The 13,054-nt window shown below is 47.5% G+C and carries 12 protein-coding genes and 1 pseudogene; 11 read left to right on the forward strand and 2 right to left on the reverse strand.

All coding sequences use genetic code 11. The features are described 5' to 3' along the window. Positions 1 to 203 precede the first annotated feature (203 nt). The 10 genes from rlmB (at position 204) to mraY (ending at position 11,017) form a co-directional block, all read left to right on the forward strand. Positions 204 to 944: a 23S rRNA (guanosine(2251)-2'-O)-methyltransferase RlmB gene (rlmB, locus tag B5J94_RS09490; RefSeq protein ID WP_062500225.1), complete on the forward strand. Its 741-nt coding sequence runs from the start codon at positions 204 to 206 to the stop codon at positions 942 to 944. 470 nt (positions 945 to 1,414) lie between these two features. After that, positions 1,415 to 2,257, forward strand: a complete 843-nt coding sequence (locus B5J94_RS09495; protein ID WP_079364096.1) for an FKBP-type peptidyl-prolyl cis-trans isomerase — start codon at positions 1,415 to 1,417, stop codon at positions 2,255 to 2,257. 75 nt (positions 2,258 to 2,332) lie between these two features. Further along, entirely contained in the window at positions 2,333 to 3,322 is a 990-nt protein-coding gene (rsmH, locus tag B5J94_RS09500; protein WP_062500224.1) for a 16S rRNA (cytosine(1402)-N(4))-methyltransferase RsmH, read from the forward strand. A gap of 63 nt (positions 3,323 to 3,385) precedes the next feature. Continuing rightward, positions 3,386 to 3,766 carry a cell division protein FtsL gene (gene ftsL, locus B5J94_RS09505; protein WP_079364097.1) on the forward strand — a complete coding sequence of 127 codons (381 nt, stop codon included), beginning with the start codon at positions 3,386 to 3,388 and terminating at the stop codon, positions 3,764 to 3,766. Continuing rightward, a complete protein-coding gene (locus B5J94_RS09510; protein ID WP_079364098.1) occupies positions 3,759 to 5,816 on the forward strand; it encodes a peptidoglycan D,D-transpeptidase FtsI family protein in 2,058 nt (685 codons plus the stop codon). The genes ftsL and B5J94_RS09510 overlap by 8 nt, the downstream gene beginning before the upstream one ends. 41 nt (positions 5,817 to 5,857) lie before the next feature. Further along, positions 5,858 to 7,363, forward strand: a complete 1,506-nt coding sequence (locus B5J94_RS09515; protein WP_062500220.1) for a UDP-N-acetylmuramoyl-L-alanyl-D-glutamate--2,6-diaminopimelate ligase — start codon at positions 5,858 to 5,860, stop codon at positions 7,361 to 7,363. A gap of 187 nt (positions 7,364 to 7,550) precedes the next feature. Next, complete coding sequence (locus tag B5J94_RS09520) at positions 7,551 to 7,769, forward strand: hypothetical protein (RefSeq protein WP_062500218.1); 219 nt, start codon at positions 7,551 to 7,553, stop codon at positions 7,767 to 7,769. A gap of 153 nt (positions 7,770 to 7,922) precedes the next feature. Next, the gene (locus B5J94_RS09525) at positions 7,923 to 8,264 is read left to right on the forward strand and encodes a PIN domain-containing protein (RefSeq protein WP_079364099.1); all 342 of its coding nucleotides are present in this window, start codon (positions 7,923 to 7,925) and stop codon (positions 8,262 to 8,264) included. Positions 8,265 to 8,419: 155 nt separating this feature from the next. Further along, on the forward strand, positions 8,420 to 9,904 hold the full coding sequence (locus B5J94_RS09530) for a UDP-N-acetylmuramoyl-tripeptide--D-alanyl-D-alanine ligase (RefSeq protein WP_062501059.1): 1,485 nt from the start codon (positions 8,420 to 8,422) through the stop codon (positions 9,902 to 9,904). 3 nt (positions 9,905 to 9,907) lie between these two features. Beyond that, the gene (gene mraY, locus B5J94_RS09535; RefSeq protein WP_062501056.1) at positions 9,908 to 11,017 is read left to right on the forward strand and encodes a phospho-N-acetylmuramoyl-pentapeptide-transferase; all 1,110 of its coding nucleotides are present in this window, start codon (positions 9,908 to 9,910) and stop codon (positions 11,015 to 11,017) included. 91 nt (positions 11,018 to 11,108) lie between these two features. On the opposite strand, the gene B5J94_RS09540 is transcribed toward mraY, so the two are convergent. Continuing rightward, positions 11,109 to 12,335 carry an aromatic amino acid transport family protein gene (locus B5J94_RS09540; RefSeq protein WP_062501054.1) on the reverse strand — a complete coding sequence of 409 codons (1,227 nt, stop codon included), beginning with the start codon at positions 12,333 to 12,335 and terminating at the stop codon, positions 11,109 to 11,111. A 198-nt stretch (positions 12,336 to 12,533) separates the two neighbouring features. On the opposite strand from B5J94_RS09540, the pseudogene B5J94_RS13925 reads away from it, so the two are divergent. Beyond that, positions 12,534 to 12,656 (forward strand): annotated as a pseudogene (locus B5J94_RS13925) (PH domain-containing protein); the annotation flags it as partial. 162 nt (positions 12,657 to 12,818) lie between these two features. Here the strand turns inward: B5J94_RS13925 and B5J94_RS14825 are convergent. After that, positions 12,819 to 13,054 (reverse strand): transposase (locus tag B5J94_RS14825; RefSeq protein ID WP_228144575.1); only part of this gene is annotated, 236 nt, incomplete at its 5' end.

Consider the following 13,054-nt stretch of genomic DNA (forward strand, 5'->3'; position numbering starts at 1 on the left):
AGGGCGAACGGAAAACCTAGTTTGGCATACTTTGCAACTATGATTCGCCCCTACAAATCGCTAATGATATCACCTAAATTCATTTCTCTTTATATACCCTTATTTGGAAAACCCCCATGACCACCCAAAAATCCTTTAAAAAAGACCCCAAAAAAGACCTTCAAAAAAACAAAAAACCCACCCAAAAACCCAAAAAACCCGCCATGCCCCATTTTTATGGGATGCACGCCATTAAAGCGATTTTAAACACTCGCCCCATGGACGCCAAAGCCTTATTTGTGCAAAGCTATGACAATCATCACAACGACAACCACGATGAGATTATCGCCCTTGCCACATCGCTTGGTGTGTCGGTACAAACCGCCCAAAAAGACACGCTCACCGAGCTGTGTGGCAGTCCGCAACATCAAGGCGTGGTGCTGTCGGCACGCTCTCGCCCCATGCTGGACGACAGTGAGCTTGATAGCCTAGCTAAGCAGGATAATGCGGTGTTTTTGGTGTTAGACCAGATTACCGACCCGCACAACTTTGGGGCGTGTCTGCGGACGGCAAGTGCCATGGGCGTATCAGCAGTCATCGTGCCGCGTCATCAAAGCGTGGGGCTAACCCCAACGGTCGCCAAAGTCTCGGTGGGTGGGGCAGAGAGTGTGCCTGTGGTTGCCGTTACCAATTTGGCACGGTGTTTGGAGAGACTAAAATCGGCAGGGGTGTTTGTGTTTGGCACGGCTCTTGATGAGAGTGCCAAGCCCTTGCAGGCGTGTGATTTTGGCGGAAAAGTCGCCATTGTCATGGGGTCAGAGGGGGACGGCATGAGACGGCTGACAGGCGAGCTATGCGATACGCTTGTCTATATCCCCATGACCGATAGCCCCGACCGCCCTCAGAGTCTGAACGTGAGCGTGGCGACAGGTATGGTGCTTTGGGAGGTGTTTAGAAGTCGTTAGGATAAGGGGCGTTTATTTTGTTTTGGTATTGTTAATTAACCGTATCTTTGGATAAATATGTAGGGGCAAATCACATTTGTTCTATGGTAAAATATGAATGTATTGCACATTTATATGGCAAAAAATTATCTTAATTGGCTAATGCTTTGTTTTTAAAAATGCCTATTTGCTGATTACCAAATCCAAAATCTGCCCCATTTACCCCCAATCGCCACGCAGTCTGCCTTTGTCTTTTACAAAAGCATAAAAGACAGATAAAGTAACAATAATCATACCTAAGCGTTTTATATCATTAAAAATTTTTTGCAATCATCATGGCGATTTTGATGTTTTTTTGGTATGATATGCTGTATTTTTTAGCCAAGTGATTTGTAAGCGATTTTGGGTGTCGGACAGTTAGCACGCCCATTTGACACTTTTACCAACATTTACCAATGGCGTTTTATTTTTCAAAATAACAGAGACACACAATGAAAACCACTCGCACCACTTTTTTGATGACTGCCCTAATGGCGTCCATGCTTGCCCTAACAGGCTGTAACAAAGAGAGTAATACCTCCACCAAGCCTGCCAGCACCGTAAACATCAGCGAACAAAGTCCTGAAATGGACAAAATCAGCTACATCTTGGGTCATGATGCAGGCAGAAACCTAAAAGAAATGGATGGCGAGATTAACCCAAAAATCATCGCAACGGCACTCTCAGAGGGTTTTGAGGGCAAAGAGAGTAAATTTACCGACGAGCAGGCTCGTGCCATCTTTGAAGAATACCAAAAACGCAAAGAGGCAGATGCGGTCAAAGAGCTAGAAACCAAAGCGGCGACCAACAAAGAAGCAGGGGCGAAATTCTTAGAAGAAAATAAAGCCAAAGAAGGCGTAAAAACCACGCCATCAGGACTACAATATAAAGTCATCACCGAAGGCACAGGAGCCAAGCCTAAGGCGACGGATGTGGTGGTGGCACACTACGAAGGCAAGACCATTGATGGCAAGGTGTTTGACAGCTCGTATGAACGTGGCGAGCCTGCCCAGTTTGACCTAGGTCACATGATTCCCGGTTTTACCGAAGGCGTACAACTCATGCCTGCTGGCAGTAAATACGAGTTTTATTTGCCGTCAGAGTTGGGTTATGGCGAAACAGGGACACCGCCTGTGATTGAGCCTAACAGCACCTTGATTTTTACCGTAGAATTACTGGATGAAGCCAGTGCCAAAAAGGCTGCCGCTGATTCTCAAGCTGCTGCCGAAGCACAAATGGCAGAGCTGATGAAGCAGTTGGAGACACAGGCAACAAAGCCAGCGACCAACCAATAATTATCGTTATGGGTGACGCCGACCCAAGCAAGCCAAGTGCGTCATGGCGGACTTGGCTTTTTGTATTCTTTTGTATTGACTTATTTTATCATGACCAACGACCACGCTCCCTTTATTCACACAACGGTGCTACTACATGAGATGGTAGCAGGCGTGCTTGGCGTGTCCGATTTGTCGGATATCTCGCCACAGGCAGGCGTGTATGTGGATGCCACTTTTGGGCGTGGAGGGCATAGCCGTCTGTTGCTTGATTATTTGACCGCTGACAGCACGCTCATCGTCTTTGACAAAGACCCACAAGCGATAGCGGTAGCAGACGATCTTGCCAAAACCGACAGCCGTGTGGTGGTGGTGCATGACAGCTTTGCCAGTCTTAATGAAAATTTGGCAAGACTTGGCATAAGTCAAGTGAGCGGCATCATGGCGGATTTGGGTGTGTCTAGCCCACAGCTTGATGATGGCTCTCGTGGGTTTAGCTTTATGAAAGATGGGGCGGTGGACATGCGTATGGACACCAGCCGTGGTCAAAGTGTGGGGCAATGGCTCAAAGTCGTGGACGAGGAGACTCTTGCCAATGTGCTTTATGAATATGGCGAGGAGCGTCATAGCCGTAGAATCGCCCGTGCGATTAAGGCGATGGAAAATTACAACTCCACGTTGGAGCTTGCCAAGACTATCAAACAAGCCCACCCTGCTTGGCAAAAGGGCAAGCACCCTGCCACCCAGAGCTTTCAAGCCATGCGGATATTTATCAATAACGAGCTTGGCGATGTCAAAGACTTTTTAAATCAAACCTTAACTGCCCTAAAATCAGGCGGACAGCTTGCGGTGATTAGCTTTCATTCGTTAGAAGACCGCATCATTAAGCAGTTTTTAAATAATCACAGCAAAGGGCGACATGATGGCGATGATAAATTACCCATACCACCAAAACGCCCCAAATATTTTGATAGGCCCTACCGCATCACCCCAAGCGATATCGAGATTCGTGCCAACGTGCGTGCCAGAAGTGCCTATTTGCGTGGGGCAAGGCGAAATCAGACGGCATTTGAGCCATCCAATTGATTTATTATAGCCATGATTTGTCCCATTTAATTTATCATTTAAACCATTATAAATCACAACCCCATGAATCCAAGTGCTGACAGCGACTTACACGAATACACGACCGAGCGGATGAGCTTGGCGGGCTTGTATCGGCTGATTGTCGCTGGATTACTGCTCGGGATTCTCATCACGGGCGTAATGATAGCCACACAAACCCAAAAACGCCATCAGACCTATCAAGAACTTACCCGCCTAAGACAGCAACTGGCGAACATGCAAGTCGAAGAGAGTCGCCTGCTCATCGAACAGCAGACATTTAGTGCAACCCCACAGGTGGCAAGGCGAGCGGTGGGCGAGCTTGGCATGCATTATCCAACCAAAAAAGAGCAGATAAATCAAGATGAATGGGGCGAGCTTGGTAATTTAGACAATCTAGATAACACGGGGGTGTCTTATGAGTAAAAACGACCAAACCCCAAAACAGCCCAAACACCCAAAAAACCAAAACCGCTCAGGGCAAAAGACAAATACGTCCCCCAAGAGTGATATTGGCGAGAAACTAAGCAAAATCGGCAGTCTGGGCAAAAAGCTGGACAAAAGCCATGCCATCAAACGCACATCTGATGCCCAAAAGTCAACCCAAAGCCCCCTGAAAAAAACACGCAAACGAAAAAAAAGCTCGGGCGTCTCGCTGTTGGGTGGGCTTCAAGATGTGGGGCGTTATAAGATAGTTTGGGCGGTTATGGTGGTGTGTTTTTCGGCACTTTTCGCTCGTGCTTATTGGCTTCAAATCGCCAATGCCGACTACTACATCAGCCAAGGCGACAAGCTCATCACCAGTAAGCGAACCATCACCGCCCATCGTGGCAACATCTATGACACCAATGGGGCTCCGCTTGCTGCCAATGCCCCTTTGAGCACGGTGATTTTTAGCCCTTATGACTATGCTTTGGCGTATTATGATTTGCAAAAGAAAATCAAAAACACCAAAGGCGAAGAGCGTCGCCAAAAGCTACTGCAAGAACTTGATGAGATGAATCTAGAAACGCTGGCGGTTGCCAGTGGTGTTTCACGTGAAACATTAGAACAGGCGGTACATTTGGACGGGGCGGTGGATCTGGATGACCCAGAAGCTGTCAAACAAGCCCTGCCATCGGGGATGGGGTCGAAGCGATTGGTGCTACTTAACCGAGTCGCCCCCGAGATGGCTCAGCGGGTTACCATGTTAGGCTTTAAGGGCGTGTTTAGAGAGACGAGCGAGAAACGCTACTATCTACAACCTGAACCCATGGCACAGATATTGGGCTATATGGGCTATTCCCAAGATGACCCACCTGTCTATGGGGGGCGAACAGGCATAGAAGCCAAATACGATAAAAAGCTGACAGGACAAAATGGTCAAGTGCTAAGCCTGCGAGCGGTGCAAGGCAGTATCGGTGACATCAAAGAACTCTCGCCCATGATGGCAGGGCAGGACATTCATCTGACCATAGATTCACGGTTGCAGTATATTTTGTACAAAGAGCTAGAAGAGCTTGGGCGGGTGCAGTCGGCACGGTCAAGCTCAGGCATGATTGTGGATGTACAGACAGGTAACGTGCTTGCCATGGGGTCGTGGCCGTCCTTTAACCCGAATGATTTGTCCAAAAGACACGGGGCAAGCGAGCGTAACCGCCCTGTGCTAGACACCTTTGAACCGGGGTCGGTGGTCAAGCCTTTGACGGTGGCAGCTGCCTTAGAGTCGGGGCGGTATAGCACCCGAACGCTCATTGACACAGGGGCGGGTAGCATGAGACTTGGTGGGTACAGCATTCGTGATGGTGGTCGCTATGGGGTGATTGCCATGGGTAAGCTCATCCAAAAGTCATCCAACGTGGCATCCGCCAAAATTGCCCTAGACTTACCGCCCGATGCCATCGTGAACATGCAAAGAAAGTTCGGCTTTGGGCAAAAGACGGCTTTGAACTTGCCCGCTGAGTCGGCAGGCGTGTTACATACCCCGACCGCCAAAGATGTCACCCGTCGTGCCACGCTGGCATATGGCTATGGGCAGTCGGTCACGCTAGCTCAGATTGCAGGGGCATATGTGACACTTGCCAATGGGGGTAAGATGAATCATCTAAGACTGGTCAAAGAAGAGTCTGCTCCTGCCCCAGAGCAGGTCATCAGCGAGCAACATGCCAAAGACATCACCAACATGATGATTAGCGTGACCGAAAAAGGCGGTACGGGGACAGCCGCGGCCATTGACGGCTACTATGTGGCGGGCAAGACAGGCACGTCACGTCGCACCAATCCAGCAGGCGGTTATTATACCGATCAATACCGCAACGTCTTTGCAGGGTTTGCCCCTGCGACCAGTCCCCGTTTTGTGGTGGTGATTTTGGTAGAAGACCCAAGGCGGGGCAAATACGCTGGGCAAACCGTCGCCCCTGTGTTTGCCAAAGTGATGAAAGAGACGCTTAGGATTTATAACGTGCCATTTGACAAACCACTAGATACGAGCCAGTGAGCTGTTTTACCACTTTATTTTTATTTTTAAGAAGGATTTTTATGACAACATTCAACGATTTTGCCGAAATTTTACAGCCCCATGTGTCCGATATGGATTGGGGGTGTATCAAGGATTTGCTCATCGCAGGCTTTGTGTCGGACAGTCGCAAGGTGGCAGGTGGCGAGATTTTTGTGTTGTTGTCGGTCAATCCTGACATTAAGTCCAAGGCAAAAGGCTATATTGATAGTAACAATAGCCAAGCGGTGCTGTCCGAGATAAGTGCATCTGATATGGGCGTGGATAACACCAAAATGCCCATTGTGCATATTGCTAATTTACGTCTGATTTTGGGTGATTTGGTCAAGGCGTATTTACAAAAAACAGGGGCGGTGGACTTGCCAAAAGTCGTGGCAGTTACAGGCACCAACGGCAAAACCACCATTAGCCAGCTTACCGCCCAGCTTCTATCCCTTGCCAATCACAAAACTGCCGTCATGGGAACGGCAGGTAACGGCATTTTGCCAAATCTTAGCCCAAGCACGCACACCACACTAGAAGTGGTCGCTCTGCAACACGCCATTTATGACTATGCCAAAGCGGAGGTGGCGTGTATCGCATTGGAGGCAAGCTCGCACGGACTCCATCAGCACCGTTTGCAAGGCGTGCCAATCACGGTGGCGGTGTATTCCAACCTTTCCCGAGACCATTTGGATTATCATGCCGACATGGACGACTATGCAGGGGCGAAGGCACGGCTCTTTGACAAGGCGTTATTTCCCACGCTGACCCATGCCGTTATCAATGCCGATGATGAATTTAGCGAGATTTTTATCCGCCAAGCCAAACAGTCTGGGCTTATCATTTGGACGTACAGCACCAAAGACTCAACGGCGGACTTTTTTGCCAAACACATCAGCCCAAGCCTAAATGGGGTGGAATTGGTTATCCAAACCCCACAAGGCGAGATGACGGTAAAAAGTCCGTTGTTAGGTTTATTTAACGTGGCAAACCTATTGGCGAGCATTGGGGCAAGCCTTGCCATGAATGTAAGTTTTGATGAAATTGTAAATAATATCAAACACTTAAAAGGGGCAAGGGGGCGTATGGAGCAAGTGCCGTCCGAGCGTGGTTCGTTTATCGTGGATTATGCCCACACCCCTGACGCTTTGACCCAAGTTTTGACAAGCCTAAAAGCCCACTGCACAGGCAAACTTATTGCTGTCTTTGGCTGTGGGGGCGACAGAGACAAGGGCAAACGCCCACTCATGGCACAGGCAGGGCTTGCCTTGGCGGACAGGGTTATCTTGACCGCCGACAACCCCCGAAGCGAAAACCCCAACGCCATACTGTCCGATATGCAGGTCGGCATGACGTGCGATGACCATTATCGCACCGTGATAGAACCTGACCGCAAGCGTGCCATTGAGCTTGCCATAAAAGAAGCAGGCGAGCAGGACATTGTCGTGATAGCAGGTAAGGGGCATGAGACCTATCAAGAGATACAGGGCGTGCGGTATGATTTTGATGATGTGGCGGTGGTGAGGGAGTTGTTAAACAAAAAATAAGCATTACTTCACTCTCAACTTAAAATTGTAAATGATTGATTGTTAGGAAATTATTTTTTGGGTTGTAGGGTCAATTTATTCGCCCAAAAATCAACATGTTATCAAAGGGCAAATGTGATTTGCCCCTACAATTCCATTTAAAGGCAATATTGATTGGCAATGCCAAAAATAAAGTCAAGGATAAAAAATGATTATCAACATACCCCCTTATGTAGAACAAATGATTGTCAATGAAGCCGAGCAAAAAGGCATTAGTATTGATGAATTGATTATCCAAACCTTTTATAAACAACCTTATCCAAAAGGGGATATTCGCCGTTTAAAAGGCATTGGTCAATCAGAGCATTCGGTAAGTATTGATGAGATGAATACCGCCATTAAACATGGAGCGGTTTATGGCGAATAAAATCGGCATCGATACCAATGTACTCGTGCGATATATTAAATCTCTTTCCAAACTAAAAANNTTGAGGTTTTTAAAAATCCACAAAAATCGGGGTTTGGAAAGAAGTCTATTACCCAAGATGATGTTATTCAGTCCAAAATTGCCAGTGATTTTTTGGAAAGTTTAACCGCCCACAATCAAGAATTTATCAATAATACGGTTGTGGTAGAATTGATTTGGGTGTTAATTCGCAGTTATAAAAAGACCAGAGAGCAGATTATCGTTATTTTAGATGAATTATTTGCCATGCACGTTTTTGAATTTGAAAACCGTGAATTATTATTAGATGTATTGCAAATTTATCAAGCAACAAAAGCGGATTTTTCAGATTTATTGATTTGTAAAATTAACCAATCATCACATTGTCAAAAAACAATGACCTTTGACAAAACTGCTTTTAATGAAGCAGGTATGACGGCTTTAACGGATGATTTTAATTCGGTATTGTTCAATTAAGATGTTTTTGCAATATTAATGTGTAGGGACAATTTATTCGCCCAACAATCAATGCTTTATGCAGAGCAAATGTGATTTGCCCCTACAAATTCCATTTAAAGGCAATATTGATTAAGATGGATTTTAAAAATTAACCCAAATAAACAGAGAACCCCATGACCCCATATATTTGGCAAACCGATAATTTAACACAGGCATTAGCCAGCCTAAACCCCACATGGCATAACGCCAATGACTTTACCCAAAGCACTCGTATTACGACAGACACTCGCAAGATTGAAAAGGGCGATGTGTTTTTGGCGTTAAAGGGCGATAATTTTGACGGTCATGACTATGTCGCCACCGCTTTTGATAAGGGGGCAAGCCTTGCCATTACAAGCCGTGCCGTGGGCGATTTTGCCCAGATTGTCGTTGATGATACTCGTTTGGCACTCGGGCAACTTGGCAAATACCGCCGTGATGTCCACCCCAATCTTACCGTGATAGCCCTGACGGGTTCGTCTGGCAAGACCACCACCAAAGAAATGCTTGGGGCGATTTTTGGGCAGTTTGCCCCCACCTTGACCACCCGTGGCAACCTAAACAACGATTTGGGCGTGCCGATGATGTTATTAGAGCTCACCGATGAACATGAATTTGCCGTCATGGAGCTTGGGGCGAACCATGTGGGCGAGATTGCCTACACCGCAGGACTGGTGTCGCCTGACGTGGCGTGCGTGCTAAATATCGGTACGGCTCATTTGGGCGAGTTTGGCGGTCGTGAGAATATCGCTCGCACCAAGGCGGAGATTTTTTCGGCATTGGGGGCGGACGGCGTGGCGGTGCTACCCTTTGGCGATGAGTTTTTTGACTTTTTAAAAGACGAAAGTGCCAAATTTACCGAGCAGTACATTACCTTTGGCGAGCGAGCCGAACGCCCTGACAAGGCGTTGGATTTTAGCAAACTGTCTCAAGCCGAGATAGACGAGCTATCCACCCTTGACAGCGTGCTGATTATGGGCGATGTGTTTGCCGATGATGTGGACTGTGCCAGCACGCACAGCGACTTTGAGCTGACGGTCAATCTGGCGATAGATGAGCTTGACAGCACGGATGTGCATTTGCCGTTTGTGGGCGAGCATAACGTGGTAAACGCCCTAGCCAGCACCGCCATTGCCACGGCTTTGGGCGTGCCACTTGATAAGATAAAATCAGGCTTGGAGCGTGCCACGCCACCAAAAGGACGGCTGACTCGCCTTAGTTTTGGCGAGCATACCTTGATAGATGACACCTACAACGCCAATCCCAACTCTATCCATATGGCAGGTAAGGTTTTGGCGAACGAGAGCGGGCAAAAAATCTTGGTGCTAGGCGACATTGGCGAGCTTGGCGATGAAGCGGTGTCTGAGCATGGTAAACTTGGGCAAACCCTTGCCACGCTTGATATTGACCATGTTTTGACGGTCGGCACGCTCATGAAGCATTGCACGGAGAGTTTAAATGGCATTCGTGGCAACAGCGAGCATTTTGCCAATAAAGCGGACTTATTAGAAAAATTAAAAACCCTATTAAACGAGCCGTCTGTCGTGCTGTTTAAGGGGTCAAGAAGTGCCACCATGGAAACCTTAATCCACGATTTAACCCAACCTGTAAGCGAGTAAACGATGTTATATTGGCTCATTGATTATTTTGACATTTTATATAGCCAGACCATTGCGTCTTTGGGGCTAAGGAGCTTGCTTGCGGTCATGACGAGCATGGCGATTGTACTCATGGCGGGCAAGCCTGTCATCGCCTATCTTAGAAATCTCAAATACGGTCAAGCGGTACGCACAGACGGCCCAAAAACGCACCTTGTCAAGCAAGGCACGCCAACAATGGGTGGTGTGCTGATTTTGTTTGCCATTGGAATCTCTACGTTGCTGTGGGCAAATTTGACAAACCCTTATGTGTGGATTTTGATGGCGGTCATGGTCATCTTTGGGGCGGTCGGTTGGCGTGATGACTGGCTAAAAATCAAGCACAAAAACCCCCAAGGCTTGGTCGCCAAAAAGAAATATTTTTGGCTGTCGGTGGGGGCGTTGCTCGCTGGTGGGTCGCTGTATTATATCTCTTTACAACAAAACCCCACCACCATGCACGCCATGCAGGATTTGCTCATGCCTGTCTTTAAAGATTGGGTCATTCCGCTGTCTGCCATACCGTTTGGGCTTGGGTTTATTACGCTCACTTATTTTGCCATTAATGGCACGTCCAATGCAGTCAATTTAACAGACGGCTTGGACGGCTTGGTGGCGTTGCCTGTGGTGCTGGTGTCGGCAGGGCTTGGGGTGTTTGCTTATGTGTCGGGTCATGTGGAATGGGCAAGCTATCTGTCCGTGCCGTATATCGCCTATAACAGCGAAGTGGTCGTGGTGTGTGCGTCCATGATTGGGGCGTGTTTGGGCTTTTTGTGGTATAACGCCGCCCCTGCCGAAGTATTTATGGGCGATGTGGGGGCGTTGAGCCTAGGCGGTATGCTTGGCACGATTGCGGTAATGACACGTCAAGAAGTGGCATTTATCCTAATGGGCGGTATTTTTGTCATGGAAGCCTTGTCGGTCATCATTCAAGTCGGCTCGTACAAACTACGTAAAAAACGAGTCTTTCGCATGGCACCTTTGCACCACCATTTTGAAGAAATGAGACTAAAAGAAACCAAGGTTGTGATACGTTTTTGGATTGTGTGTATTATCCTTGTGGTGCTATCACTCATGACATTAAAATTAAGATAAGAAAGATAAAGGAAAAGCCCTGCAAAGATACGGGGCTTTTTTTGTGGGGTGTGGGTTTTTATTTTTAAAAACCAAACGTCCTTGCCCGAATCTACCCGCCAAAACTTGGCACCACACCCAAATAACCGCCAATTTGGGCGATGATGTTTATCACACCAAAGACGATAACAAAATAAATCATAAACTGACCGCCAAAAGCTCGGTAAGTGCTGTCGGGGTATTTTTGGCGGTGAGCCTTGGCAAGCAGGGCAGGGACGATGACACCCCATGCGGTCAAGGCAAGCCCTGCAAAACCAATGGCGGTTGTAAAGCCAAATGGAGCAATCAGACTTAGTACCAATGGCGGTAAGAATACCACCGCCACCGCATAGGCTCGCCCTGTTTTGTCATCGCCAAACCCAAAAAAATCACTCAAAAAGTCAAACAACCCCAACGCCACGCCCAAAAAGGAACTGGTCAATGCCATGTAAGCAAATGCCCCCAACATGGTGCCGATAAAGCCCGATTTGCCAATCGCCCCCAGTAGCGTTACCACATCGCCGTCTTTGGCGATGACGGGGGCAAAATCGGTGCGTGGTAGGTTGCCTTGGACGACCACTTGCCACAGCAGGTAAAATGTGAGTGCCATGAGCGAGCCTATCAAGACCGATTTGGCGACTTTGGCGGTGTCGCCCCCAAAATATTTGACCATGCTTGGCACGCCGATATGATAGCCAAACGACACCAGCACCGTGGACAATGCCACCCAAATATAGGGCGTGTAAGCCGTGCCAGTCGGGGCGTGAGTGTCAAAGAGTGTATCTAGGCTGACCGATGACATCATACCAAAGGCAGAGATGAAAAAGCTGGTTATCATGCCAATCATCAGTACGCTTGCCACCCTGTCCACGACCCGAGTTGAGAGCCATACAAACACCGCAAACAGCACGCTGATGATGAGCGAGCCTAGGCGTGGGGCGATGTCTGTGCCTATCAAGGCAGACAGATGACTGGCGGTCAAGCCCCCGCCACTGGTGATGTAGGCGTAGAGCAGGATGTACAGCACAAAGACGAGCGATAGGCTGTTGACGGTATTCCAGCCATTGCCGAGCAAGGATTTAACGATGGTTGAGAGGTTGGCATTTGAAGAGAATGTGGTGCTGGCTTCTAATATCATAAGACCCGATGCGTACATGCAAAGCCAAGTGTAGGCGAACAGCAACAGCGACCATGAAAACCATACACCTGCCGTGGCAGTGGGGTTGGCGAGCATACCCGCCCCAATGGCGGTGCCTGCGATAATCATCGCCCCACCAAAGATTGAAGGGGATTTTGACATAAATAATCCTTGATAATCTACCAAATGTGGCAAAAGGGGGTTATTTTAATCGTTTTTGGGGGTAATTACAAATACGATAGCACCATAAGTCAATAAAAACCCAACTCACATCTTTTAACACGATTGTCTTTTAAAATAAAAAATGCTTGCGCTACAATAAATGAGCTTGTTTTAAATCCATCTAAAAAGGAAAAACTCATGTTTAAAAACTTCGCCTCAGACGCTCTTGGCTTGTCCGACATTGGCAAAATCATACCGCCTAGCCAGTTTAATCAAACAGACATTGATGATTATATTTTTCATGAAGATGATGAGCGGATTTAATAGACCCGTTCCAAAAAACCTACCCAAATCTACCCAAAGGCAAATTTAGCGTTTTCTTCCTACTTCATCGCTTGTTGCCCTTGCTATTTGGCGTAGGTCTTACATAAGCTCCATAGGCATTTTAAAATTGGGGATAGAACTCACCCGCCAAGGTTTTTGTTAAGATAAGTTTAAAATCTTATCCGCTTTGTTTAAAATGTTGATACTGGCGTTGATGTCCCTATCGTGGTTTGTGTTGCAGTTGGGGCAAGTCCAGTTTCTAACAGATAAAGGTAATTCATCTAACTTAACACCACAACAATGAACCGCACCCCAAAAGTTAGACACACTAACCTTTGGGGTGCTTTTTATGGCAAAATACACAACCGACTTTAAACTGTCTGTGATTGGGTATT

This window comes from Moraxella lacunata (assembly GCF_002027545.1).
Taxonomy (GTDB): domain Bacteria; phylum Pseudomonadota; class Gammaproteobacteria; order Pseudomonadales; family Moraxellaceae; genus Moraxella; species Moraxella lacunata.